General features: G+C 46.1%; 24 protein-coding genes and 1 other annotated feature. Of the genes, 19 read left to right on the plus strand and 5 right to left on the minus strand.

The features are described from left to right. The first annotated feature begins 75 nt into the window (after positions 1-75). From nadA to CC90_RS0118025, 5 genes are all read left to right on the plus strand, one after another. Positions 76-984, plus strand: a complete 909-nt coding sequence (gene nadA / locus CC90_RS0118005; protein WP_031392107.1) for a quinolinate synthase NadA — start codon at positions 76-78, stop codon at positions 982-984. Between the two features lie 11 nt (positions 985-995). After that, positions 996-2,309 carry an L-aspartate oxidase gene (locus tag CC90_RS0118010; RefSeq protein WP_031392108.1) on the plus strand — a complete coding sequence of 438 codons (1,314 nt, stop codon included), beginning with the start codon at positions 996-998 and terminating at the stop codon, positions 2,307-2,309. After that, positions 2,272-3,132: a carboxylating nicotinate-nucleotide diphosphorylase gene (nadC, locus tag CC90_RS0118015; protein ID WP_031392109.1), complete on the plus strand. Its 861-nt coding sequence runs from the start codon at positions 2,272-2,274 to the stop codon at positions 3,130-3,132. Before CC90_RS0118010 ends, nadC begins: the two co-directional genes overlap by 38 nt. A gap of 180 nt (positions 3,133-3,312) precedes the next feature. Next, positions 3,313-3,885 carry a gluconate 2-dehydrogenase subunit 3 family protein gene (locus tag CC90_RS0118020; RefSeq protein WP_031392110.1) on the plus strand — a complete coding sequence of 191 codons (573 nt, stop codon included), beginning with the start codon at positions 3,313-3,315 and terminating at the stop codon, positions 3,883-3,885. Positions 3,886-3,922: 37 nt separating this feature from the next. Continuing rightward, positions 3,923-5,626: a GMC family oxidoreductase N-terminal domain-containing protein gene (locus CC90_RS0118025; protein WP_031392111.1), complete on the plus strand. Its 1,704-nt coding sequence runs from the start codon at positions 3,923-3,925 to the stop codon at positions 5,624-5,626. A 49-nt stretch (positions 5,627-5,675) separates the two neighbouring features. Here CC90_RS0118025 and CC90_RS0118030 read toward each other — a convergent pair whose 3' ends face one another. Then, complete coding sequence (locus tag CC90_RS0118030; RefSeq protein WP_031392112.1) at positions 5,676-6,275, minus strand: hypothetical protein; 600 nt, start codon at positions 6,273-6,275, stop codon at positions 5,676-5,678. A 152-nt stretch (positions 6,276-6,427) separates the two neighbouring features. Beyond that, positions 6,428-6,799 (plus strand) — a binding site (T-box leader). A gap of 181 nt (positions 6,800-6,980) precedes the next feature. Between CC90_RS0118030 and CC90_RS0118035 the strand changes: the two genes are divergently transcribed. The 11 genes from CC90_RS0118035 to nspC all read left to right on the plus strand — a co-directional run bounded on the left by CC90_RS0118035 (position 6,981) and on the right by nspC (position 18,601). After that, complete coding sequence (locus CC90_RS0118035; protein WP_031392113.1) at positions 6,981-8,507, plus strand: 2-isopropylmalate synthase; 1,527 nt, start codon at positions 6,981-6,983, stop codon at positions 8,505-8,507. A gap of 178 nt (positions 8,508-8,685) precedes the next feature. Next, the gene (locus CC90_RS0118040; protein WP_031392114.1) at positions 8,686-9,078 is read left to right on the plus strand and encodes a pyridoxamine 5'-phosphate oxidase family protein; all 393 of its coding nucleotides are present in this window, start codon (positions 8,686-8,688) and stop codon (positions 9,076-9,078) included. Positions 9,079-9,377: 299 nt separating this feature from the next. Then, the gene (locus CC90_RS0118045) at positions 9,378-9,806 is read left to right on the plus strand and encodes a bacteriohemerythrin (RefSeq protein ID WP_031392115.1); all 429 of its coding nucleotides are present in this window, start codon (positions 9,378-9,380) and stop codon (positions 9,804-9,806) included. Further along, positions 9,796-10,239, plus strand: a complete 444-nt coding sequence (locus CC90_RS0118050; RefSeq protein WP_031392116.1) for a chemotaxis protein CheX — start codon at positions 9,796-9,798, stop codon at positions 10,237-10,239. Before CC90_RS0118045 ends, CC90_RS0118050 begins: the two co-directional genes overlap by 11 nt. A gap of 137 nt (positions 10,240-10,376) precedes the next feature. Continuing rightward, a complete protein-coding gene (locus CC90_RS0118055) occupies positions 10,377-11,552 on the plus strand; it encodes an iron-containing alcohol dehydrogenase (protein WP_031392117.1) in 1,176 nt (391 codons plus the stop codon). Between the two features lie 37 nt (positions 11,553-11,589). Continuing rightward, a complete protein-coding gene (locus CC90_RS0118060) occupies positions 11,590-12,225 on the plus strand; it encodes a CatA-like O-acetyltransferase (protein ID WP_031392118.1) in 636 nt (211 codons plus the stop codon). Positions 12,226-12,918: 693 nt separating this feature from the next. Then, entirely contained in the window at positions 12,919-14,409 is a 1,491-nt protein-coding gene (locus CC90_RS0118065) for an aminotransferase class I/II-fold pyridoxal phosphate-dependent enzyme (protein WP_051869764.1), read from the plus strand. A gap of 14 nt (positions 14,410-14,423) precedes the next feature. Next, positions 14,424-15,275, plus strand: a complete 852-nt coding sequence (gene speE, locus CC90_RS0118070) for a polyamine aminopropyltransferase (RefSeq protein ID WP_031392120.1) — start codon at positions 14,424-14,426, stop codon at positions 15,273-15,275. Next, positions 15,265-16,119: an agmatinase gene (gene speB / locus CC90_RS0118075; protein WP_031392121.1), complete on the plus strand. Its 855-nt coding sequence runs from the start codon at positions 15,265-15,267 to the stop codon at positions 16,117-16,119. The genes speE and speB overlap by 11 nt, the downstream gene beginning before the upstream one ends. Before the next feature lie 136 nt (positions 16,120-16,255). Next, positions 16,256-17,458, plus strand: a complete 1,203-nt coding sequence (locus CC90_RS0118080) for a saccharopine dehydrogenase family protein (protein ID WP_031392122.1) — start codon at positions 16,256-16,258, stop codon at positions 17,456-17,458. Between the two features lie 21 nt (positions 17,459-17,479). Further along, positions 17,480-18,601, plus strand: a complete 1,122-nt coding sequence (gene nspC, locus CC90_RS0118085; protein ID WP_031392123.1) for a carboxynorspermidine decarboxylase — start codon at positions 17,480-17,482, stop codon at positions 18,599-18,601. Positions 18,602-18,622: 21 nt separating this feature from the next. Here nspC and CC90_RS0118090 read toward each other — a convergent pair whose 3' ends face one another. Further along, on the minus strand, positions 18,623-19,120 hold the full coding sequence (locus CC90_RS0118090; RefSeq protein ID WP_031392124.1) for a superoxide dismutase family protein: 498 nt from the start codon (positions 19,118-19,120) through the stop codon (positions 18,623-18,625). Between the two features lie 176 nt (positions 19,121-19,296). Between CC90_RS0118090 and CC90_RS0118095 the strand changes: the two genes are divergently transcribed. Together CC90_RS0118095 and CC90_RS0118100 are read left to right on the plus strand one after the other, a co-directional pair. Next, a complete protein-coding gene (locus CC90_RS0118095; RefSeq protein ID WP_031392125.1) occupies positions 19,297-20,223 on the plus strand; it encodes a magnesium transporter CorA family protein in 927 nt (308 codons plus the stop codon). Between the two features lie 51 nt (positions 20,224-20,274). Further along, positions 20,275-21,171: a DMT family transporter gene (locus CC90_RS0118100; RefSeq protein ID WP_031392126.1), complete on the plus strand. Its 897-nt coding sequence runs from the start codon at positions 20,275-20,277 to the stop codon at positions 21,169-21,171. Between the two features lie 9 nt (positions 21,172-21,180). Here CC90_RS0118100 and CC90_RS0118105 read toward each other — a convergent pair whose 3' ends face one another. Further along, positions 21,181-21,804, minus strand: coding sequence for a recombinase family protein (locus CC90_RS0118105; RefSeq protein ID WP_031392127.1), 624 nt, complete (start codon positions 21,802-21,804; stop codon positions 21,181-21,183). A 243-nt stretch (positions 21,805-22,047) separates the two neighbouring features. On the opposite strand from CC90_RS0118105, the gene CC90_RS23335 reads away from it, so the two are divergent. Then, positions 22,048-23,757 carry a methyl-accepting chemotaxis protein gene (locus tag CC90_RS23335; protein ID WP_051869766.1) on the plus strand — a complete coding sequence of 570 codons (1,710 nt, stop codon included), beginning with the start codon at positions 22,048-22,050 and terminating at the stop codon, positions 23,755-23,757. A gap of 63 nt (positions 23,758-23,820) precedes the next feature. Here the strand turns inward: CC90_RS23335 and CC90_RS0118115 are convergent, their stop codons facing one another. Beyond that, positions 23,821-24,123, minus strand: a complete 303-nt coding sequence (locus CC90_RS0118115; RefSeq protein WP_031392129.1) for a DUF3892 domain-containing protein — start codon at positions 24,121-24,123, stop codon at positions 23,821-23,823. A 79-nt stretch (positions 24,124-24,202) separates the two neighbouring features. Further along, complete coding sequence (locus tag CC90_RS22610; RefSeq protein WP_031392130.1) at positions 24,203-25,033, minus strand: AraC family transcriptional regulator; 831 nt, start codon at positions 25,031-25,033, stop codon at positions 24,203-24,205. Positions 25,034-25,427 lie beyond the last annotated feature (394 nt).

Below are 25,427 nucleotides of genomic sequence, written 5' to 3' on the forward strand. Positions count from 1 at the left end.
CAAATAGTGCTGTCTTGTCATATGACATTACATGTGATAAAATAGGCACCAGTATAATTTAGAGAGGAACACGAGATGGACACAATTATAAAACGGATAGAGCAGCTGAAAAAGGAAAAGGATGTAGCGATATTAGCTCATTATTATACCGACAGCAGGATTCAGGACCTTGCAGACTGCGTCGGAGATTCCTATTACCTCAGCAAAACGGCAACGGAGATTCCCCAGAAGACCATTTTATTCTGCGGAGTGACCTTCATGGGAGAAAGCGCCAAGCTGCTGAGTCCCGAGAAGACGATCCTTATGCCGGACAGCACTGCGGACTGTCCGATGGCACACATGGCGGATATCGATGAGATAAAGGCAGTAAGGGAGGAATATGAGGATGTGGCAGTAGTCTGCTATGTCAATTCCACAGCTGAAATCAAGGCCCATTCCGACGTATGTGTCACATCGGCAAATGCACTCAAAGTAGTGAAGAAGCTGCCAAATAAAAACATTTATTTCATACCGGACGCTAATCTGGGCAGATATATCGCGCACATGATTCCCGAGAAAAATTTTATATTGGGAGACGGTTTCTGCCATGTACATACGAGTATCAAAAAAGAAAATATCCAAAAAGCCAGGGAACTTTATCCGGAAGCGTTAATTCTTGCTCACCCGGAGTGCACACAGGATGTACTGGAAATGGCAGATTATATAGGAAGTACCTCAGGAATTATCGATTATGCAGGAAAAAGCGATGCGCAGGTCTTTATCATATGCACTGAAATGGGAATACTGCATGAACTGGAAGAGAAGAATCCGAATAAAAAGTTCTACTCGGTAGGACATAGGCAGTTCTGTCCTCACATGAAACGCATAACGGTGGAGCAGGTCTTAGAACAGCTTGAGGATGCGGACAACCTCGTTATATTGGATGAGGAAACGAGGAACAATGCCAACAAAGCCTTGGAAAAAATGATGGATATGTCAAAGTAAGGTGGCCGGAAATGAAAACTGGAACAGATATTATTATAGTAGGAACGGGAGTGGCGGGATTATTCTGTGCTCTTAATCTGCCCGAGAACAAAGAAATCCTTATGATTACCAAAAGCTCTCTGAAAATGAGCGACTCCTATTTGGCTCAGGGCGGCATCTGTACGCTGAAATCGGAAGAGGATTATAACAGTTTTTTTACGGATACTCTAAAAGCCGGGCACTTCGAGAATGACCGGGCCGCTGTTCGCCAGATGATAAAGAAGTCGCCGGAAATTATAGGCGACTTGATTTGCGGCGGGATAGAATTCGAGCGAAAAGACGGAGTTCTTCTGTATACGAGGGAAGGAGCGCATTCCGCCCCAAGAATTCTGTATCATAAGGACGTGACCGGACGGGAGATTACGGAAAAGCTTTTGGAGCAGGTCGGAAAGAAAAAAAATATTACGATTATGGAATATACCGAAATGATGGATTTGGTATCCAATAAAAACCGTTGTCTCGGTATCATCGTCCGCACGAAGGATGGCGGCATCATGCGGCTTTCCTCCGATTATACAATACTGGCTACCGGAGGCATCGGAGGTTTATATGAAGCTTCCACAAATTACCCCCATTTGACTGGAGACTCCCTGGCGGCAGCGTTAGAGCACAAAGTCGCGCTGAAGAACATTAATTATATACAAATCCATCCTACAGCACTTTATTCCGAAAAACCGGGAAGACGTTTCTTGATTTCGGAATCCGTAAGGGGTGAGGGTGCCTATTTGCTGAACGCAAGTAAAAAGCGTTTCGTGGATGAGCTTCTGCCGAGGGATTTGCTGACCCAAAAAATACTCCGTCAGATGAAAAAGGATAGAAGCGCTCATGTCTGGCTGTCCGTGGCACATCTGGGCAGCAAGGCTATTAAAGATAGATTTCCTAACATTTATGCCCGCTGCATGGAGGAAGGAATTGATATTACCAGGGACAGCATTCCCGTCACTCCGGCCCAGCACTATTTTATGGGAGGAATTGCGGTGGACCTTGAAAGCAGGACTTCCATGGAGCATTTGTATGCTGTGGGCGAGACGAGCTGCAACGGCGTACACGGAGCGAACCGTCTTGCCAGCAACTCGCTGTTAGAAAGTCTGGTCTTTGCAAAGGAAGCGGCGAAACATATTTCCGCCACATTCCAAAGGCTGAACAGCCCTATGGAAGCGATAGATCTTACGGTATATGCCGATTACGAACAGTTTAAGAAAAAAAATACAAGAATGGTTTTAACGGAGATAGAAAGGGCGAATAAAAATGAACAACGAAGTCACATTCAAATTAAATGCGGATAACCTTATATTGCAGGCGCTGCGCGAAGATATATCCAGCGAGGACGTATCGACCAATTCGGTCATTCGGGAGAAGAAAGAGGGAAAGGTCCAGCTTTTGTGCAAGCAGGACGGCGTTATAGCCGGGATGAATGTCTTTTTCCGGGTATTCGAACTGCTGGACCCTTCTGCAAGATTAGAGTCATATGTGAAGGATGGAGACCGGGTGAAAAAGGGAGATTTGCTCGCTGTCGTATACGCGGATGTGAGGGCACTTCTTTCCGGAGAGCGAACAGCGCTTAATTATCTGCAGCGCATGAGCGGAATTGCTACATATACACGTTCCGTAACAGATATGTTAAGCGGGAGCAGAACCAAGCTGCTGGACACGAGAAAAACCACGCCTAACATGAGAATATTTGAAAAATATGCGGTCAAGGCAGGCGGCGGATATAACCATCGCTTTAATCTTTCCGACGGCATTTTGCTGAAGGACAATCATATAGCGGCGGCCGGAGGAGTGAAAAAGGCGATAGAAATGGCAAGAGAGTACGCTCCCTTCGTGCGAAAAATAGAGATAGAGGCGGAGAATCTGGAAATGGTAGAGGAAGCGCTGGAAGCCGGAGCCGACATTATTATGCTGGATAATATGAGCCCCGAAATGATGAAGCAGGCCGTAAAAATAATTGACGGCAGGGCTGAAACGGAATGTTCGGGAAATGTGACAGCGCAGCGTATCAGTGAACTGACTCAAATTGGTGTCGATTACATATCCTGCGGGGCATTGACTCATTCGGCTTCCATTTTGGATATTTCATTAAAAAATCTTACAGTAATAAACAAGTAAAATTAATGGTTCATTTTATAAAAAAAGGGACTGCGTAAGGCGATATGTCTTACCCAGTCCCTTCTTTTAACATAAGAGTAATTAGCGCAGCTTATTGTTCCTTGTTTTAATATAAGGCGAATATCCCGGCAAACAAATCATATATTTTAAAATGAATAGATGTGTAACGGTGACCTCATAATGTTGTATGAAACAGTAAATGGAATTGATGATTTAATAAACGATTATTCCATGCCTCATTTTTTAGATACCTTGATGGCTTTTGTAGAAGCGGTTATCCCGTGGACTCCGAGACTGGCGGCAGAATATGGCGAAATACAATATCCTGGAGCGATTGACGCGCTCACTTATGAATATCTGATTTTATCCCTTCATGAGCTGGGAGGCGTGGCTTTGTTGAAATCCACGGTAGCGACCCTCGATATGGCAGCAAGGGAGCTGTTGATTCGCGGGGGGAATGAATTCTCACTGGATATTATGGGAGGGAAAGCGATAAACTTTGCCGCTCTGGTGCCCAGCGATAGGCTGGCAGCGCTGAATATCTTGAAACAGCAGGAAATAGCTTCTTATAACAGCCCGATGTTCACGGATAAATATGTGGTCGATATGCTGCTGAAAATGACGATGATGGGTTATTATTCGGAGTGGTTTGGGTATGGTTCCACCCGTTTGGATGAGCCGAATCAGAGAGTGTTTGAATTCATGCCCATCGGATGGCAGCAGGTATCCTATCCGGGCCCTGACAGAGATTAATATTTTATAGAAAGGATAATAAAATCCGGTGTAAGGTATGGAGTATGATGTAGGTGTTATTGTAATTGGTGCAGGAGGAGGCGGCGCTGTAGCGGCGAAGGAACTGGGAGAGAAGGGAATCAAGGTTCTGGTTCTCGAAGCTGGCCCATGGTATGGAAATGAGAAATGGCCTAAGCCCAATGCGGAACCTGGAGCAGAGAGCAGCTCTTCCATAGAAGACTTGAATCTTCCGCTGTTGAAGGAAAGTTTTACCGACTTGGAAAACGATATGAACGATACGATAAGCGGCAAATTCCGCTGGGGGCCTGCAGACAGGAATAGAGGGCCATGGCCCAGAAATGTCGCAAATGGCGGAAGTGTATGGCAAAGCGCAGGAGTGGGGGGAACAACGCTGATTTATACAGCAAACTGCCCGCGGGCGTATCCGGCTTCCGTAAACAATATCTGGCCCATATCTTACAACGAGCTGGTTCCATATTACGAAAGGGTTGAAGCGGCGCTTCCTGTAATCGACAGCAGGCCCACCGCAAAGGAGAACCTGTTCTACTACGGGGCAAAGCAGGCGAATTGGAATGAACTGACGGGCCAGAATATTACGCAGCCTGGCTACCGGCCGCAGCCAAATGCTATCCTGCTTCACGGCGAAGAGGCCAATATACCGGACTACGATAAGGAAAGGGACGGGGATTACGGTTGTACGCTCAGGGGACACTGTGTGAACGGCTGTCATATAGGGCCGAAGGTGCAGGCGGTAGCGAAAAGGTCCACCTTCGCAAGCTATATTCCTTGGGCTCTTTATTCCGGAAATGTACAGGTCAGGCCCAATGCTTTCGTAACGCAGATTTTGACAGAAGAGGATAGTGAGAAGGTACAGCACGCGGTAGGCGTAATATATAAAGACTCTTGGACCGGAGAGGTGTTCGAGCAGCGTGCGGATGTAGTGGTCATGGCGGGAGGCGCCATTGAAACACCGCGTCTTTGGCTGAATTCCGGACTTCCCCATAATCCGTGGGTCGGAAGAGGCCTGGTAAACCACTGGATGGACAGCGTTACGGGAATATTCGATGAAGAAGTGTTGATGGAAATATTGGGAAGTCCTGATATCAGCCCTTTCGTAGGACAGAATGGGGCCGCGAGATTTGATTACCCGGGCCTTGGAGTTATACAGACCATGGGCTTTAGCCCCGGCTTGTATTCCTCCAGTTTCTACGGCATGAGCGACAAGGGGTTTGCCGAATGGAATAAGGTGGGCCCCGGTGAACTTTGGAATATGGAAGGGGCAGTAGCCGGCGCCCAGTTAAAGGAAATGATGATGGACTATAAGAGAACATTGAGCCTGCTCATATTTACGGACGATGAAGTGAGCCAAAGAAACGGCGTGAGCTTGGACTACAAAGTCAGGGATGCTCACGGCTTTATACCGAAAATAGTATATTATCCCGGCGAAAAGGATAGGATAAAGCGTGACAGGCTTGCCACTATAGCGGCTGATATTCTGAAAAAAGCCGGTGCAAGGACGATTCTTCGCTCCAACTGGCCGGCTAATTTATACATACATATTCAGTCTACCATGCGTGTGGGAGTCGTCACGGATACCGACTGTGAGGCAAAGCAGGTAAAAAGGCTGTTCATAGCCGATAACAGCGTGCTCTTTAATTCCTTGGGAGGCCCTAACCCGACTCTCACTACGCAGGCTATGGCAGTAAGGACCTCGGAAAAGATAAAAGATAAATACTTTTAATAAGCGGGCTGCGCACTAAGTTGTTTAGTGTCGCAGCCTGCGCTTATAATTACAAAAGCTGAACGCGAAAAGCGGTGGTCTGGGGGGGGATGCTGGGAGTCTGGAAGTTGGCGTGCTCCACTCTTACCATTTGCCCGGGCCGAATGGAACCCAAGCGGATTGGCCGGCCGCGCTGGTCGAGAATTACAGTTGCGTTGGAGATGACAAATCGCATCTGATGTGCCGGGTTAGTGGGATTGCCGGTGATAAGGAAGCTGTTATTTACATCTACCCTGACTACCCGGTCTGTAGTGACGCTGGTGGAAGTTTCGTTCTGCCGTATAACAATGCGGAATGCGTTGGACTGAGGAGGAATACTTCTCGTCATAGCAGCCGAGAATTCGGCATCTATAAACATCCCTTTCCTAATGTCGCAAAGGCAGGCACGTTCGCCGAACTGATTTATAATAATGGTATCCCGTCCTACATTTAACCGGAGGAGCTCGATATGGATCAGATTGTTGCCTCCCCGCACTGCATGGGAAATCACTATAAAGCCAGATGTTCTGTTGTTGGTAACTACTTCTTCAACCAGGGCATTCTGCACGCGCATAACGTTGCCGTGCTGGGTAATGGTGCCTCTGCTGTCTGCTGCACTTGTATTGTTCATATAAACCTCTGGAATGTATGTTTTTCTAGTTATATTATATGCCTGTGCTCTGAAAGGTGTCACATAGGGGAGAAATACTAAATATTTTTAGATGTTTTAGAAATCCGTTGACAAACAGGAATCGATTGCATATAATACAAATTAATATAAAGAAAAAGACTTTGAAAAGGATTAGTAGCTGTTTGATAATTTTCAGAGACCTGCTGGATGGTGCGAGGCAGGAATTAGAAAATGGTGAACTCGCCTTTGAGTTGCCCGCTGAAATTAAGTAGGTCGTGCCGGATGCCCACCGTTACAGGGGATAGATATTAGTCTTATTGTACTTGTATTGAAATTGGCCGGAATAGAGTGGTTCGCAGATAATATAACTTCTGTCTCTTAGCGAGACGGAAGTTTTTTTGTACCTTGATTTCTATTTCATAAGAAGCAATTTCAAACATTCACAGCAAGGAGTATCGAAAAAGTGCATACATAATTGTATGAATTAGAGTGGTACCGCGGAAAGCTCCCTTTTCGTCTCTTGACATCGGCAAGAGATGAAGGGAGCTATTATATTGTAAAAAACAATCGCAGTTGTACACAGGACAAAAGCTGTGCTGCCGAGGCCTTTGGCTATAGGAGTGGATGGAGCACACTTTTGTCGACAACGAGCAATTTATGAAATGAGTTGCTTGGTGTAAATACCACAAAAAAGGAGATGCAGTTATGAAAAGAAAAATTTACGTATTTGACACAACACTTAGAGACGGAGAGCAGGTTCCCGGTGCAAAGCTGAATCTGGAGGAGAAACTGGATGTGGCAGTACAGATTGCCAAGATGAAGGTAGATATGATGGAAGTAGGATTTCCATCCTCTTCTCAGGGAGATTTTGAAGCGGTAAAAGCAATCAGCGAGAAGATAGGTCAGGAGGTATGTATTGCGGCCTTAGGCAGAGCTGTAGAAGCGGACATAGACGCTATATACCAGAGCATCCGCAAGGCGCAGGACCCTTTGATCCATATCGTATTAGGCTCCTCGGAATTACATGTATCGAAGAAGTTGCAGAAAACGCCTGAGCAAATTATAGAGATTGGTGCTGCTTCTGTGAAATATGCCAAGCAGTTCCTTCCCAAGGTACAGTACTCCTTAGAGGATGCCAGCCGTTCGGATTTCGAATATATGTGGAAAACGATAGAGGCGGTCGTAAAGGCAGGTGCTACTATTATCAATATTCCGGATACCGTAGGCTATGCAGTGCCCGAGCAATTCGGCAATTTGATATACCGGATCAATGATAGGCTGAAGAACTTAGACCCTAATGTGATTTTGAGTGTCCATTGCCATAACGATACCGGATTGGCCACCGCAAATACCTTGGCTGCTGTGAGAAACGGGGCGGATAAGGTGGAATGTACCGTCAACGGAATCGGAGAACGGGCGGGAAATACCTCTTTGGAGGAGGTAGTCATGGGAATCAAACTGCACGAAGACTATTACGGAGGCTATACGACCATCGATACGGCAAAAATTTATGAGACCTCCCGCATGGTCAGCGCTACGATGGGGCTGGACGTTCAGGTCAATAAAGCGATTACGGGAGAAAATGCCTTTGCCCATTCCTCGGGTATCCATCAGGATGGCTTGCTGAAATCGAAGGATGTATATGAAATCATGGATCCTGAAACGGTAGGAGCACCCCCTATGGAACTGGTATTGACGGCAAGATCCGGCAAGCATGCCTTTTTGTACGTAACGAAAAGATTAGGGTTCGAAATACCGGAAGAGCATTTTCCTGAGGTCTTCGAGAAGTTCCTGCAATTAGCGGACCGGAAAAAAGAAGTCTATGATAACGATATACTGACGTTGTTTAAGTGCTGTCCCAACGTAAAATCTGTTTTCGATAAGGAACTGTGGCAGTTGGAGGAATACCAGATGACCGCGACCAGTACCTTGCCCACAGCTACAGTCAAGCTGATTCGTGGGGAAAAACAAGTAGTAACGAGCAGCAGCGGATCGGGAGTGATCGACGCTCTTTATAGCTGTATCATGGAAGCGGTGCAGGAACCCGTGGAGTTAATTGAGTACAGGATCAATAATCTGAGTCGGGGAAAAGGAAGCCTTGGAAAGGTTACCGTTCAGATTAAACACAACGATAAATTATATCAGGGTAAAGCGATCGAGCAAGACGTGATGGAGGCGAGTGCGCTGGCATTTATCAATGCGGTCAATAAGATTATTTTGGATGAAGAATAAATATACGAGGCGATTTTATGCCTTATGCTCTGATTTTTCTTTGGATTCGATGAAACAAGGTATCCTCACGCTATGGTGAAATAGTATATGTGGAAGATTGACGATAGAATAAAAAAGAACTATAATATCTAGTAAACATATAGGAAAACCATAGGTTCAGGAGGAAAAGAGCATGGAAATAGAAAAAGTATGTCAATTTTTAAACGACGCACAGACCTATTATTTGGCCACAGCAGAAGGAGACCAGCCGAGAGTAAGGCCCTTTGGCACGGCCCATATTTTCGAAGGAAAATTATATATACAGACTGGGAAAATAAAGAAGGTATCGAAACAGCTTGCTGCGAATGCAAAAGCGGAAATCTGTGCAATGAAGGACGGAGAGTGGCTTCGCTTGGCAGGTATTCTCGTGGAAGACGACAGGATGGAGGCCAGAGAATCCATGCTGGAGGCTTATCCGTCCTTAAAAAGTATGTATGCGGCGGATGACGGGAACACGCAAGTGCTTTACTTTAAAGATGCTACCGCTACATTTTATTCATTCACAAAAGAACCGGAAGTTATAAGCTTCTAAAAAACCGAATATCTGTATAGCACTGTCTGTGTAAGATAAGTGTAACGCTTGTGCCGTCAAAATATTTGACTGCGAAAGTGTATGAAGCACTCTTTTGTTCGCAGAGTAAAAAAGTCCTCAAAAAATAATGCCAAAAATAGTACAAAAGTCACAGAAATGAATTGAATTAACAACTTACATGGAGTATAATTTTAATTAGTATCGGAAATAACAGCAGGTACTAAAAATTTACTGATTGGTGACAAATAATTGTAAGAATTGAAGCATTGCAATATCAGGATAAGAAAGGACGAGATACTATGATCTGGAAGGACAAGTATGAGCTGGGCGTTCAGATAATCGATGAGCAGCATAAAGAGCTGTTCCGGCGTGTTGACGCATTTGTGCAGACTCTTCGATCTTCCGTTACTTGGGAAGAAAAAGTGAAAAAGGTCAACGAAACGCTGGAATTCATGAACGGCTATGTTGTAGAGCATTTCCGCGATGAAGAAGAGTACCAGAAAGAAATCGGATACCCTGGTTACGAAGCGCATAAGAAAATACACGATGATATGGTGAGTTATGTGGTAAAGGTTACTGAAGAATATGAGAAAAGCGGATTTGACGAGCAGTTGATGCAGCAATTCGGAGGGAAACTCCTCTCCTGGCTGATTAATCACGTTGCCGCAGAAGACCAGCATATTGCTGATTACGCAATAAAAAAGGGGGTATCAGGAGATGGCAGATAATCTTTACAAACCATTTTTGGAAGCCACCCGCAACGTATTCCAGCTAATGCTGGATATTACCGATATCGACGAGCTTTCCTCGGAAAAATTTGAAAATGAAGATGATTTGGATATTTCTATCGGAATCATAGGAGAAATGCAGGGTGATGTTGTTTACCGCTTTCCGCGCACTACATCTCTTGGCATGGTAAATATCATGAGCGGGCTGGAAATGGATACCGTGGACGAGTTCGTAATCTCTGCTATTTCTGAAATAGCGAACATAATCAGCGGTAACGTACTTACTATGTTTGCTCAAAAAGACGTGAAATGTGATATATTGCCGCCGGTACTGCGCAAAACGGAGGGAAGAGACGATTACACCACCTGTTGTATCACCACCCCTGCAGGAGACGTTTGCCTGGACATCTTACTGAAGCCTGCCGAAAAATAGGCGGATCATTCAGGAATACAGAAATCAAAAGCAAAGGTATAAGGCGTATTTTCTGTCATGGAAATACGCCATTTGTTATGTAATAGGAAAGTGTACCTATGTTCTGGGATATCACCCATCAATGGAAGGAGAACCTCATGGAAAATTTTGTATTTTACAGCCCTACTTATTTTGTTTTTGGTAAAGAGGAAGAAACGAGAGCCGGACACTATGTAAAGCGATTCGGCGGTAAAAAAGTCCTGATTCACTACGGCGGCGGCTCCGTAATACGCTCCGGCCTTTTGGACAGAGTAAAGCTTTCTTTGAAAGCAGAAGGAATAGACTTCGTGGAATTGGGCGGCGTTAAGCCGAATCCGAGAAGCGGTCTTGTTTATGAGGGTATTGAGCTGTGCAGGAAAGAGAATGTGGACTTTGTCCTCGCAGTAGGCGGCGGAAGCACCATAGATTCCTCTAAGGCGATAGCTGCCGGTGCTGTCTATGACGGAGATTTCTGGGATTTCTACCAGGGAAAATCAGTGACAAAAGCGCTTCCCATAGGAACCATACTTACGATATCTGCGGCAGGAAGTGAAGGTTCGCCGGATTCGGTTATTACCAACGAGGACGGAATGTATAAGAGGGGGGCTACGGGAGAGGCTTTCCGTCCGGCATTTTCTATTCTAAATCCTGCCCTGACCCAGACCCTTCCTCCTTTTCAAATTGCCTGCGGAATCACGGACATTATGGCACACTTATTCGAGCGTTATTTTACAACTACCATCGAGGTGGAGGTAACCGATAGGATGATAGAGGGCTTACTTCTGACTGTAATCAAGGAAGCGCCCCGCGTAACAGAGGACTCCAATAATTATCAGGCGCAGGCTAATATTATGTGGGCAGGAATGATGGCTCACAATAATTCCTGCGGAGTCGGAAGAGTACAAGACTGGGCGAGCCACGATATCGAGCATGAGCTTTCCGCCATTTACGATTGCGCACATGGAGCGGGATTAGCGGTAGTATTTCCTGCATGGATGCAGTATAACATGAAACACGACATAAACCGTTTTGCGCAGCTTGCCGTTCGGGTATGGGGCTGCGAGATGGACTTTATGAATCCCGAGAATACGGCGAAGGCAGGAATTGCAGCGCTTAGAAGCTTTTGGACATCCATAGGAATGCCTTCTGATTTTGCAGGACTTGGGGCAAAGGAGGAGGACATAGAGAAAATGGCCCATACTGCTTGCTATGGCGATGGACGAACCGGAACGATCGGAGGCTTTGTCAAACTGGAAGAGAAGGACGTGGCTGCTATTTACCGGCTTATGCTGTAAAATCCAAATGGTATCATATCAGAACGAGGAGAAAGCTATGTATATACAAAAGGTAGATATGGAGACATATCCGAGGAAAGCACATTTTGATTATTTTCGCGCTATGGGCTACCCATACGTGGGCCTGACGTCGAATGTGGATATCACACAGGCCGTGGGCAAGGCTAAGGTGAAAGGGCAGTCCTCCTTTCTATATCTGCTTTATGCAGTGGGAAATGCGGCGAATTCGGTAAAAGAATTCCGACAGCGGATTGACGGAGATGGAATTGTGGAATATGAATTCTGCAAGACATCCCATACGGTTATGAAAGCGGATGGCACCTATGCATACTGCGAGGCCGACCCGACTCTTAGCTTTGAGGAATTTTTGGAAGAAACCGCAAGGAATCAGGAACAGGTACTCATAAGCGGAGGCTTGGAGGAGGAAAGCGATGCGAATTCCCTCCTTTTCATTTCCTGCCTGCCGTGGGTAAGTTATACGTCGTTGATACAGCCGGTGCCCTTTCCCGCTGACTCCAATCCGAGAATCACGTGGGGAAAATATTTTACAGAGAAAGACAGGATTATGCTTCCGGTAAGCGTATTGGCTCATCACTCTCTCATAGATGGAAAACAGATAGCAGATTTCTACGAAAGTCTGTCCCGGGGCCTAGAGAAGGAATTTTTTATTTGATACAAAGCTTTTCTGGTAGGTGTCGAGTAAGGCTTGATTAAATTCTCTAAAAAAATGCTTGCAATTATGAAAAACTAAAAGTATAATAAAACGCGTATGGAATGCAGATATACGTAAGGTTGGAGTTTCCATGCAAATATTTATGGCAGCTAAGGCTGCATTATTGATTGAGTTAGGAGCTCAAATTTTATAAGTTGGTTACTTATAACCAGTTAACCAGTGTGTATACGACACATCAACTTGTGAAACGGTCAATAAGAGTATTAAAAGTGAAATATTTGCTATATAGACTCGAGAACCTGAATATCTGTAATGCTGAATAATAAAATGATTTTTCTGTCCTTAACAAACGAATTGCGATGCGGTTTGTCAAAGCGCGGGCATAGGATAGGGGGAGTGGCCCCCGTTAATCCAAGCACCCTCGAAAAGCGTCGAATCCGGTTATCCCGACTGAAAGAAACTTCCATGACCCTCCGGCAGAATCGGCGGTTTCGGGGAAGAACTTTACGGAAAAGGAGAGCGAGGGCGGAAGACTTTGATAGCGAACAGAAAAACGCAAGGTAGGAATGATGTATATGCATTCCTGCCTTTTTTATGTAATAAAAACCCTATTACATAAAGAGCCCTCCTAGAGGGCGGCGCATGCATAGACGGGAATGTATTGGCTAAAGTAAAGAGAGAGAGGGAATTGTTATGGAAAAATTACCCATTGATGATGAAAACAGCGCTGCAAGAAGGCTGTCGCAGGAGGAGGCCCCAATTTATGAAGCATTGAAGCGCTTTCGAAGAATGAGGATAGTGCCCTTTGACGTTCCGGGACACAAACACGGAAGAGGGAATCCTGAGCTGGTGGAGCTATTGGGGGAAAAGTGCGTGGGTATCGATGTGAATTCCATGAAGCCGCTAGACAATCTATGCCATCCGGTTTCCGTTATCAGGGAAGCGGAGGAGCTGGCAGCGGAAGCATTCCATGCAAATCATGCGTTTCTCATGGTGGGAGGAACAACATCCGCAGTGCAGGCGATGGTGCTTTCCTGCTGCAAAAAGGGAGATAAAATCATTCTGCCCAGAAATGTGCATAGAAGTGTAATCAATGCACTGGTGCTCTGCGGCGCCAAGCCGGTCTATGTGAATCCCGATGTGGATAAGAATCTGGGAATTTCTCTCGGAATGAGGGTATCTCAGGTGGAACAGGCAATCATAAGCCACCCGGACGCTGTAGCAGTGTTAGTGAACAATCCCACCTATTACGGCATATGCTCGGATCTTCGGACCATCGTGAAGCTCGCCCATGACCACGGTATGAAGGTACTTGCGGACGAGGCACACGGAACCCATCTGTATTTTGGCGAGAACATGCCGGTTTCAGCCATGGACGCCGGAGCGGATATGTCCTCCGTGAGTATGCACAAGTCAGGGGGGAGCCTGACACAGAGCTCTTTGCTTCTAATCGGCTCCAATATGAACGAGGGCCATGTGCGTCAGATCATCAACCTGACGCAGACAACCAGCGGCTCCTATTTGCTGCTTTCGAGTCTGGATATATCGAGGCGTAACCTCGCTCTTCGGGGACGGGAATCTTTCGCCAAGGTCATAGAGATTGCGGACTACGCCAGAGGGGAAATCAATGCAATCGGCGGGTACTATGCATTTTCCAGAGAGTTGATAAACGGGAACAGCATTTATGATTTCGACAGCACGAAGCTGTCTGTTCATACGCTGGAAATCGGCCTGGCGGGAATCGAGGTCTACGACATACTGAGGGATGAGTACGACATTCAGATTGAATTCGGAGACATCGGAAATATCCTTGCCTATCTTTCTATCGGAGACCGCAGGCAGGAGGTGGAGAGGCTGGTAAGCGCCTTGGCGGAGGTAAAACGATGCTATCAGAAGGATAAGGCGGGAATGCTTACGCAGGAATATATGGATCCCTATGTGGTAACTACGCCCCAGGAATCCTTTTACGCGGAAAAGGAATCGCTCCCCCTTGAAGCCACGGAGGGCAGGGTATGCAGCGAGTTCGTGATGTGCTATCCTCCGGGAATTCCGATTTTGGCACCGGGAGAAATGATTACCAAGGGAATTATAGAATATATACTGTATGCGAAGGAAAAGGGCTGTTCCATGACTGGTCCTGAGGATGCGGACATTGAATACTTGAATGTATTGAAACATGTGTAAGGAGGCAGATTATTATGGAAATGTGGTTTTCGGATGAGCATACGGATAATGTGAAGCTGTCGATTCGCGTGGAGCAGCAGCTTTTCAGCGCGCAAAGTGAATTTCAGAGAATCGATGTTCTGGAATCCAAGGAGTTCGGAAGAATTCTGGTAGCGGACGGCGATCTGATGCTGACCGAAAAGGATGAGTTCATCTATCATGAGATGATAACCCATGTTCCCATGGCGGTTCATCCCCATGTGGAAAAAGTGCTGGTCATCGGCGGCGGTGACGGAGGTATCGTAAGAGAGCTGGTAAAATACGATGCTCTGGAGAAAATCGATGTGGTGGAAGCCGATCCTCTCTTGATTGAGGTATGCCGTAAATTTTTTCCTCAGATGGCGTGCAGCATGAATGACCCGAGGGTAAGTATTTTCAACGAGGACGGCCTGCGGTTCGTTCGCTCGAAATCGGATGTATATGATTTGATTATCATAGATTCGCCCAACCCCTTCGGGCCGGGCGAGGGGCTTTTTACAAAGGAATTCTATGGCAACTGCTACAACGCCCTTCATAGCGACGGAGTGATGATCAACCAGCATGAAAGTCCCTTTTACAAAGAAGAAGCTTTTCAATGCCAGCGGATGCACAAACGGATCATAGAGTCCTTTCCCATCAGCAAAATTTATCAGGCGCACATACCATCCTATCCTTCGGGACACTGGCTGTTCGGCTTTGCTTCGAAGCAGTACCATCCGCTGAATGATTTGGACGGAGTGACCTGGACGTTAAAGGGAATACCTACGAGATATTATTTGCCGAGGCTGCATCAGGGGATGTTTGCGCTTCCGGCATATGTGGAGGAGTTGGTGAAGGATGTTGAATAAAAATATTGTAAATTTTATCGGCTGTGAAGCGGAATATGAGGAAGCGAAAATTGTACTGTTCGGATCTCCCTTTGATTCCACCACCTCTTACCGGCCGGGAACCCGCTTCGGCCCTCAGGCAATGCGAAACGAGTCCTATGGTCTGGAGACCTATAGCCCCTATCAGGACAAGGATTTGCTGGATTGTAAGGTATTCGACAGCGGAGACTTGGAATTGCCCATCGGAGATACGGAACGGGTTCTGGCAGCCATCGAGGAGCGTACAGAGACGATTATAAAAGACGGAAAGATTCCCTTTATGATAGGCGGCGAACATTTGGTAACGCTGGGAAGCGTGCGTGCGGCTGCCCGTAATTATCCCGATTTGCATATCGTGCATTTCGATGCCCATGCGGATCTGAGGGAAGATTATCTGGGAGTAAAGCTCTCTCACGCCTGCGTGTTAAGGCGGAGTTGGGAACTGCTGGGAGACGGGAGAATTCATCAATTCGGCATCCGTTCCGGCGACAGGGAGGAATTCGAGTGGGCGAAAGAAGGGCATGTGGCGATGCGGAAGTTCGACTTCGATAACCTGACGGAGACAGTAACAAGGCTCAGAGGGAAGCCGGTTTATTTTACCATCGACCTGGATGTCTTAGACCCTTCGGTATTTCCGGGGACGGGAACGCCGGAGGCTGGAGGCGTAAGCTTCCTTGAACTTCTGAAAGCGATGCTGAAAACGGCGAAAGGCTGCCATATCGTAGGATGCGATGTGAATGAGCTAAGCCCTGCATATGACGGGAGCGGAGTGTCTACAGCGACGGCAGGAAAAATAGTACGAGAGCTGTTATTGGCTCTTTCCTGAAACAAAAAACCTAGGATAGGGTAAAACCGACATATTGTGGAAAACTTCCCCTAAAAATACCGGTCCGGTGTAAAAAGCAGGAAAAATTATTAGTTTAATAATAAAATGATTATAAGAATAAAAGGAGATGATTATCATGGGAAAAGTATTGATCATTGGCTGCGGAGGTGTAGCCGGAGTAGCAATTCACAAATGCTGCCAAAACAGCGATGTTTTTACGGAAATATGTATTGCCAGCCGTACCGTGTCGAAGTGTGAGGCAGTAAAGAAGAAATTAGAGGGAATGACAAAGGCAAAAATCACCACGGCGCAGGTGGATGCGGACAACACGCAGGAACTGATTGCCCTCATTGAAAAAGAAAAGCCGGATGTGGTGCTGAACCTTGCACTTCCTTATCAGGATCTCACCATTATGGATGCGTGTCTTGCTACAAAAACAAATTATGTGGATACGGCAAATTATGAGCCGGAGGATACCGCGAAGTTTGAGTATAAGTGGCAGTGGGCTTACAGGGAACGTTTTGAAAAGGCAGGAATCACCGCACTTTTGGGAAGCGGTTTCGACCCCGGAGTTACGGGAGTATTTTCCGCATATGCCTTAAAACATTACTTCGATGAAATCAATTATATAGATATTCTGGACTGCAACGGCGGCGACCATGGTTATCCTTTTGCCACCAACTTCAACCCTGAGATCAATATTCGTGAAGTATCTGCGAAAGGTTCCTACTGGGAGGACGGACATTGGATAGAGACAGAACCGATGGAAATCAAGCGGGTTTATAATTTCCCGGAGGTGGGAGAGAAGGATATGTACCTGCTTCATCATGAGGAGCTGGAATCTCTTGCCCTGAATATGCCGGGAATCAAGAGAATCCGTTTCTTCATGACCTTCGGACAAAGCTACCTGACTCATTTAAAATGCCTTGAAAACGTAGGCATGACCTCCATAGAGCCAATCGTGTATGAAGGAAAAGAAATAGTTCCTCTGCAGTTTTTAAAAGCGGTTCTTCCCGACCCGGCATCCTTAGGTCCCCGTACAAAGGGTAAGACTAACATCGGCTGCATCTTTACCGGAAAGAAGGACGGAAAAGAAAGGACTGTTTACATTTATAACGTATGCGATCATGAGGAATGCTATAAAGAAGTGGGCTCTCAGGCAGTTGCTTATACTACCGGCGTTCCTGCGATGATCGGCGCGGCGATGCTGATGACGAAGGCATGGGATAAGGCAGGCGTATATAACATCGAAGAGTTCGACCCCGACCCGTTCATGGAGGCGCTGAACGAATTCGGTCTTCCCTGGCAGGTGAGTGAGAATCCGGTTATGGTGGAATAGCATAAAATATATGGAGCAGTTATGAAGAGAGAAGAATTGAAAACACCATGTTATATCGTGATGGAAAGTGCCCTGAAAAAGAATCTGGAGATTTTGCAGGGTGTCAGCCAGCGGACAGGCTGTAAAATATTATTAGCGCAGAAAGCTTTTTCCATGTACTCCTGCTATCCTCTGATCGGCAGATACTTGGATGGAACGGCAGCCAGCGGCTTATATGAGGCGCGGCTGGGTTCGGAGGAGATGGGAAAGGAAACTCATATTTTTTCTGCGGCATACAAGGAAGAGGATATGGAGGAAATATTGTCCTGCTGCGGGCATATCGTTTTCAATTCCTTTTCCCAGCTTAAGAAGTATGGCGAAAGGGCGGCAAAGGCGGGGAGAAGCGTAGGAATCCGGGTGAATCCTGAATGTTCCACTCAGGAAGGGCACGGAGTATACGACCCTTGCGCCCCCGGCTCGCGTCTGGGAATTATGGCAAAGGAGTTTCCCGACCGGCTGCCTGAGTGGGTGGAGGGAATTCATTTCCATACGCTGTGTGAGCAGAATGCGGACGCTCTTGCAGTGACGCTGAAGGCTGTGGAAGAAAGCTTCGGCCCATGGTTGTACGGGATGAAATGGGTCAATTTCGGCGGAGGGCATCATATCACACGGGAGGATTATAACATAGAGCTTCTGGAAAGCTGTATTCGCCATATATCTGACACTTACGGGGTTACGGTTTATTTGGAGCCGGGAGAAGCGGTCGCCTTGAATGCGGGGCATTTGCTGACTACAGTGGAAGATTTGGTGCATGAGGAAACGATAGCGATTTTAGATTCTTCCGCAGCCTGCCATATGCCCGACGTTCTCGAGATGCCGTATCGCCCGCCCCTCAGAGATTCCGGGCAGGAGGGAGAGAAAGCCTTTACCTATATGCTGGCGGGGCCGACTTGCCTGGCGGGAGATGTGATAGGAAGCTATTCCTTCGACAAGCCGTTAGCGGTCGGAGACCACCTGACTTTTGAAGATATGGCCATTTATACTATGGTAAAAAACAATACCTTCAACGGAATGCCGCTTCCCTCCATCGTGTGGGAGAGGGAAGACGGCGAATGTGAGCAAATAAGAAGCTTCGGCTACGAAGATTTTAAGGGGAGGCTGTAGGCTGAAAAGTAACGGCTGCGTTTACCTTCCGCTCTCTATGCGGATAACACCGCAGCCTATTTTTTCACCGGAATCCCCGGAGGGCTGAGTGGTGAAATCATCACGCTTTGCATGAATGATTACGGACTTGCCAACAATATTATCCACAGTAAAACGTTTATCATAAAAAGAAGCCCAGGCGTAGCCCTGATTGCCCAGAAGAGGGATCAGGTCTCCTGCATGCTGGGGATGGGGCATGTTCGTCGGATTGTAATGTCCTCCGGTATTGGCGAAAGCATCGGAGCAGTCGCCGAATTCGTGGATGTGCATCGCATAGAAATCGGAGGCATCCTGTGTGTATACATTGGGGAGGCCGAAGACTTCCGCTTCTATGAGAACGCCCCCATAAGGAGTATCATAAAATTTAACCAGCCCGCTAAGCTGCGGGTTGGAGCTGTTGCCCGTAACCCACGCCATAGCGCGGGGTTTATTTTTTTCCAATATGTTTACGAATGTGAGACGGGGAGTAAACTGATACATAGAAACACCTTTTTTATTATTAGGTTATGCAGGGGAAGCGGATTGGTTATCGGGCACTATTGTTTTCCCGCTTTAAGGTTGCTTCCGTATATGCTATAATTGCAGGAAAAAGATGCACGAGCAACTTTATGCCTGCGGCCTGAAGCTGCAGGTATTGGAAGGGCATGGTTACTAATATGGTGAAATATTTAGCGAATATCGAAACCGGCATCCTGTTTCAGGTAGATGAGGATAAAGAGCAGGAAAGTAATTATTATAAAATATACCTAATGGAAGAGGAGGAGTTCGACGCGCTTCAAGGAGATTACCCTCATAAAAAGAATCTGAGTCAGGGGCTTAAGCAAATACAATACTGTAAAATTGAGACCTTCAAGGATTGCATTCAGGGGACGATGAAGGTTCCCAAGGGTGATAGAGAGCAGATTGCACTTTTTACCTTCGGTTTCTATGTAAAAGGAAACGAGCTCTTTTTCCTTGGAGAGAGAGCCTTGCTTGGGGACATGCTGGAGAAAATATCGGGAAATATATCTAACTGTACGCTGAATCAGATTCTTTTGGTATTGTTCGAGATGCTGATCGAGGAGGATGTCCTTTACCTGCAAACGCTGGAGGAATATTTGTCGGATATGGAGGAGAAGCTTCTTTTGAAGATTCCTGATCATTTTTATGAGACAATTATACAGTACCGCAAAAAGCTAACCATTTTTCATTCCTATTATGAGCAGCTCATCAATATAGGCGACCAGATGCAGGCGAATGTGAATCAGGAGTTTAGCCGGGAGGAGTGTGCTGCGTGGCAGATTTATGCCAATCGTACGGAGAGGCTGCACAATCATGTGGAAGCGCTGAGGGAATATCTGATTCAGATAAGGGAATTGTATCAATCCCAGATAGATGTAAGGCAGAACAAGGTAATGAGTATATTAACGATTATTACGGCATTTTTCCTGCCTTTGACGCTCCTTGTAGGATGGTATGGAATGAACTTTCCCGGTATGCCGGAATTCCGGTGGAAATATGGATATCCTGCAGTGATTATCCTCGGCATTGTCATTATTTTGGCCGAGTTCATATATTTTAAGAAAAAGAAATTGTTTCGATAAGAGTCAGGAAACGGCAGGATAAAAGAAATTTGTTAGAAATGGGAAGAAGCGATGAAAGCGAAAGTGAAGTTAATTGCTGCGATGTTCATATTTGGAAGTATAGGGATCTTTGTGAGAACGATTGGTTTATCTTCCGGGATATTGGCAATTGTAAGAGGGAGTATCGGAACGGTATTTTTATTGCTTGCGGGGTTGGCGATGGGGAAGAGGTTATCACTGCCGTCTATCAGAAAGAATCTTAAATTTCTTGTCTTTTCCGGAGCAGCAATCGGAGCGAACTGGATCTGCCTTTTTGAAGCGTACCGGTATACGACGATAGCGGTGGCTACCTTATGCTATTATCTGGCACCGGTGTTCGTCATCCTCGTCTCCCCCCTTTTCTTAAAGGAGAAACTGACGGCAGTAAAGGCCGGATGTGTTGCGGTATCGTTGTTCGGTATGGCGTTGGTGGCGGATATTCTTGGAAATGGTCAGGAAGCGGCAAGCGGATGGAAGGGAATCGCATTCGGAGTGACGGCGGCGCTGCTATATGCTTCCGTAGTGATCATGAATAAGTTCCTGAAAGAAATAGAAGCGGTGGATATGACGGTGTCGCAGTTAGGAATCGCATCTTTGGTGCTGCTTCCGTATGTGCTTTATACAGAAGACAAGACGGGGATAACATTTGGTGTGAGTACACTGTTTCTATTGCTGTATCTGGGTATTGTAAATACAGGAATTGCCTATCTTTTATATTTTTCTTCCTTAAAGGATTTGAGCGGGCAGACGGCAGCTTTGTTCAGCTATATCGACCCGGTAACAGCAATTCTGCTTTCCGCCCTTTTATTTCATGAAGATATGAGCACAGAGCAGATAATAGGCGCGGTACTGATATTAGGCTCGACCCTCGTAAGCGAGCTTGCGGGCGGCAGAAAGCAAATGCCGGCAAATACTACGGTGCAAGGGTAGAAGAGAGACTTAAGGGCTTTTTCGGCTTTCGTTTTTATTGTTTATATGCTTTTTGACCATTGTACGGAACTGACTGACGGTGACTCCAAGTGCATCACTGGCGGTTCGAAGGGTGTATTCTTTGCTTTCCCACTTCTCGTATATCGGATAGAATTCTTCAGGGATGGGAGAGGGGAAACGGCCCAGATGCCTTCCCTTTGCCTTGGCTATGGCAATGCCCTCTGCTTGCCGTTGCTTGATATTCTCCCGTTCGGCCTGTGCGACATAGGACAAAAGCTGTAAGACGATATCGGAGATTAGGGTACCGATTAAGTCTTTGTTAGTGCGGGTATCGAGAATGGGCATGTCCAAGATGACGATATCTGCTTTTTTTACTTTAACGATAACGCGCCATTCCTCTTGTATATCACGATAACTTCTGCCGAGGCGGTCAATGCTCTTTACGACGAGAACGTCGCCTTCCTTCAATCTTTTCTTTATTTTCAGATATTCAGGTCTGTTAAAATCTTTGCCCGATAATTTATCGCAATAAATGTTCTGTTCGATAATCCCCCATTTCAGCAATTCCACTTTTTGCCGATCGATGTTTTGATCGGCGGTAGATACCCGCATATACCCATAAAAGTTCTTCATTTTTTAGTCCTCCTATTATACGTAGTATGCCAGAAAGGCTAAACTTAATCCATATGTTTCAAGGCACTGAAAAAAGAGACAAGTTGCTATAAAGGTGTACCTTTTTAGCAACTTGTTTCTTTTGAATATACAAACAATTATACTGACAATTGTATTACATTTTTTTGTAAAAAACAACAAAAAATGACAGTATAATAGTGTAAATCAAATAGATAACAATGTACGTAAAAAAGGTACACCTTTATGGCGATTTTTTCAAATAAATTAAGAAAGGAAAAAGTTATGTTAAAGGTTACCAAAACAAAAGGATCAATAGGGCAGATATTTTATTCAAGATTTGCTGTAATTGTATTTATGGCCGGACTTCTCGTGCTGCTGATGGGAGGGAGTATTTTCTGTTTCGACTATGTTTTTAGCAAGAGCGAAAAGATAAATGCGGAAAAATCCGATTTATTGAGTTATGAAATGGCCCATTATAAATGGTGGATAAATCTTAGTTCAGCCGTTTATTATAATACGGAATTTACGGGACAGAGGGATGAGACGAAATGTGATTTCGGTATATATTTATATGGGCCGGGTGTAAAAGGCAATCCGCAAATGAGCGAATTCTATGAGAAGGCAGAACCCTTGCATAGAGAAATCCATCAGCTTGCAGACGAAGTGCTCAGCGTGAACGGGACGGACAAGGCACAGGCGGAAGCTTTATTAAAGGATAGTGTAGAGGTGAAAATCCACGCCTTGGTAAGCCTTTTGGACGATACGATAGTACAGAAGCAGGAGCAGATCGATAATCAAAGAAGAATGGTCATCGTGATGCTCGGCATCATATTCGTGGCTACTATCTTTGCCGTTTCCTTAACGGTGTGGTTTATCATAAAAACGTATAGATACGTGAAGACTAAGGTCATCGAGCCGATTGTAGATTTACAGCAAGAATGCGAGAAGCTGGCGGAAGGAAATCTAGGCTTAAGCTTTGAAGTGAATATGGATAACGAGATTGGAAGTCTTGGAAAATCTTTGGATTTTGCGGTAAAGGAAATTAAGAAATATATCGATGCTATCGCCTTTGGTATGAAAGAATTCTCCTCCGGCAATTTTACCTGTGTCTGTCCGGTGGAATTTATCGGCGATTTCGCAAATATCCAGCGTTCTATCGAGAGCTTTCAAGAAAAAATGAATGACACTCTGTATGAGATGAGCGTGGCAATAGAGCAGGTGAGTGCAGGTGCACAGGAGCTGTCTGCAGGAGCGCAGGACATCGCGCAGGGTGCGACGAATCAAGCGGGAAGCGTACAGGAACTGTCCGATGTTATTTCTAATATTACGGGTCAGATAAGCAATAATGCCGAGTACGCCCAGGGCGCCGATGAGTGGGGAGAACGGACAGGAGAGACCGTCGTTACCAGCAAAGCACGGATGGAACAGCTGGTGGCGGCAATAAACGACATTGCCGCAGCATCGGAGGGCATTAAGAATATTATCGATACCATCGACGCCATAGCCTCCGAGACGAATTTGCTGGCGTTAAATGCGGCGATCGAATCTGCCCGTGCAGGAGCAGCCGGAAAAGGTTTTGCCGTAGTAGCCGATCAAATAAGGAAGCTGGCGCAGGAATCCGCAGATGCCGCAAAGAACACCACCGGGTTGATAGAGGAATCTCTGTCCCATATTGAAAAAGGAAAAGTACTAACAGGAACAACGAGTGAGGCATTTGAGGAAGTCGCTAAGAATGCCCAGACTGTTTTGGAAATGATAGACAAAATCGCACAGGAATCCAGAGCACAGGCTTTGGAAGCGGATAAAATCGCAAAGGGAATCGATCAGATTTCCGGCGTTGTCCAGACGAATGCATCGGTATCTGAGGAAAGTGCGGCGGCGAGTGAGGAGCTGAGTGCGCAAGCTATGGTCATGACGGATTTGATTAATCAGTTTAAGCTTAGCAAAAGGTGAAATACATAAACAAGAATAAGGCTTGTCGCACGAGGAATACTCAGTGCGGCAAGCCTTCTTAATTTAACCTGAAACCGAAGGGAGGTTATTCAAATTATTGTCTTCCTCCCCATCAGGCAGAGACTTCAAATATTCCGTATCCTTCCTGTGGGCGATTCCTACGCCTTTGATATCACCGTTCTTGGCAAGATTTACTCCCTCCTGCTTGGAAACTGTGGAACCGTCGGATAATTGGTAGCCGGTCACGCGTCCGCTGCTCTTTACGAGCCCTACAATTTTTTGGGCGTCGCTCTTCGCTTGGGGTATATCATCCAGAGTATTGATAGCGAGAGCTTCGCCGAGAGTAATTTTATCCATATCTGTCATAAAATAACCATACCTTTCTCGTGAATGCAAACTTTTAGCTGCTTTCTTATAGTTTGTGCGGTATAGGAAATAATATGCGTCAGATGTTTTTTTTGTTTTGCCGCATCTGCATAGGCGTACATCCATAGGTTGATTTGAAGTTTTTCATAAATAATTTGTAATTGGTACAACCATTGCGCTCCAGGATGCCGGTAATAGTCAAATCGGTATTCATCAAATCTTCATATACGTGAGCGAGGCGGACCTTGTTCACGTATTCGAGAAAAGTGAGCCTCATGTATTTTTTAAAAAAGCGGCAGAAATATTCGGGGTTCAGTGCAACGGAAGCAGCAGCTTCGTCCAGGGTGATGGGAGAGGCGTAGTTGGACTTTACGAAGTCCATGACGTTCTCCAGCCGGCGCAGGTTTTTATCTGTTCTGATTTTTACCGCGGTGTCAATTTCCGCCTTATAATAGCAAAGGATGGAGTAAAGAAAATCGTATAAAAGACTGGAGAAACGGAGGGAATATCCTTCCGTTTTTTCATCGTTGATGTCTTTCATCTCCATTAAGATAGCGCGGACACGGTCATTTTTCTCCGGAGAATTGGGAATACCTTCGAAGCGGATGCTGTCGTAGTCGGAAATGCTCTTTTTCAAAAATTGATATGGTATCTGCAGCAGGATGACGAGGCAGTTTTCGTGGCAGTATGTGGAGTGGATGTCTGCGGAGTTGATGATTGTGAAATCGCCTGCGTTCAGGGTGAATTTCGAATTGTTGATGGTGACGTCCATGCAGCCCTCACAGATACAGATGATTTCCATGCTGTTGTGCCAGTGGTTGGTGATGAGGTGATTGGAATCGCGGTAGGTGTCAAAGCGAACTTGGATGTCTTCTCGGGTTTGGACTTCTTCGTGGAGGTATTTTTCCATAGGGGTGGGGGCCTTTCGATTTTTTTGCTTTGGTTTAGGTTATGAGGGACTATCTTCGGCGGATTTGGGTTCTGCTCCTGCGGGGGCGGCTCGTGTTTTCTAAATGGAACCGGTTAGGAGCTGGAATGGGCCGGGCCGGCAGCAAAGCACATCCGTGTGCTGTGCTGCCTAAACGCCGCATCCGTGCGGCGTTTTCCCTTGGTTTCGAGGGTTCCATTAAGAAAACGCGGCCGCGCCCTTAACGGAGCAGAACCCAAACCGCCGAAGATAGTCCCGCTCAAGGTCGTGAAGGGGGATGTGAAAATTCGGAAGGGGTGGGGAGGGTTAGGGCGGCGTTGCGGTACGGTGTTGGGGGTGGATTGCTGTGTGTGGCTCGCCGAAGGTGTACTTATTT

It is taken from the genome of Kineothrix alysoides, assembly GCF_000732725.1.
Taxonomy (GTDB): Bacteria; Bacillota; Clostridia; order Lachnospirales; family Lachnospiraceae; genus Kineothrix; species Kineothrix alysoides.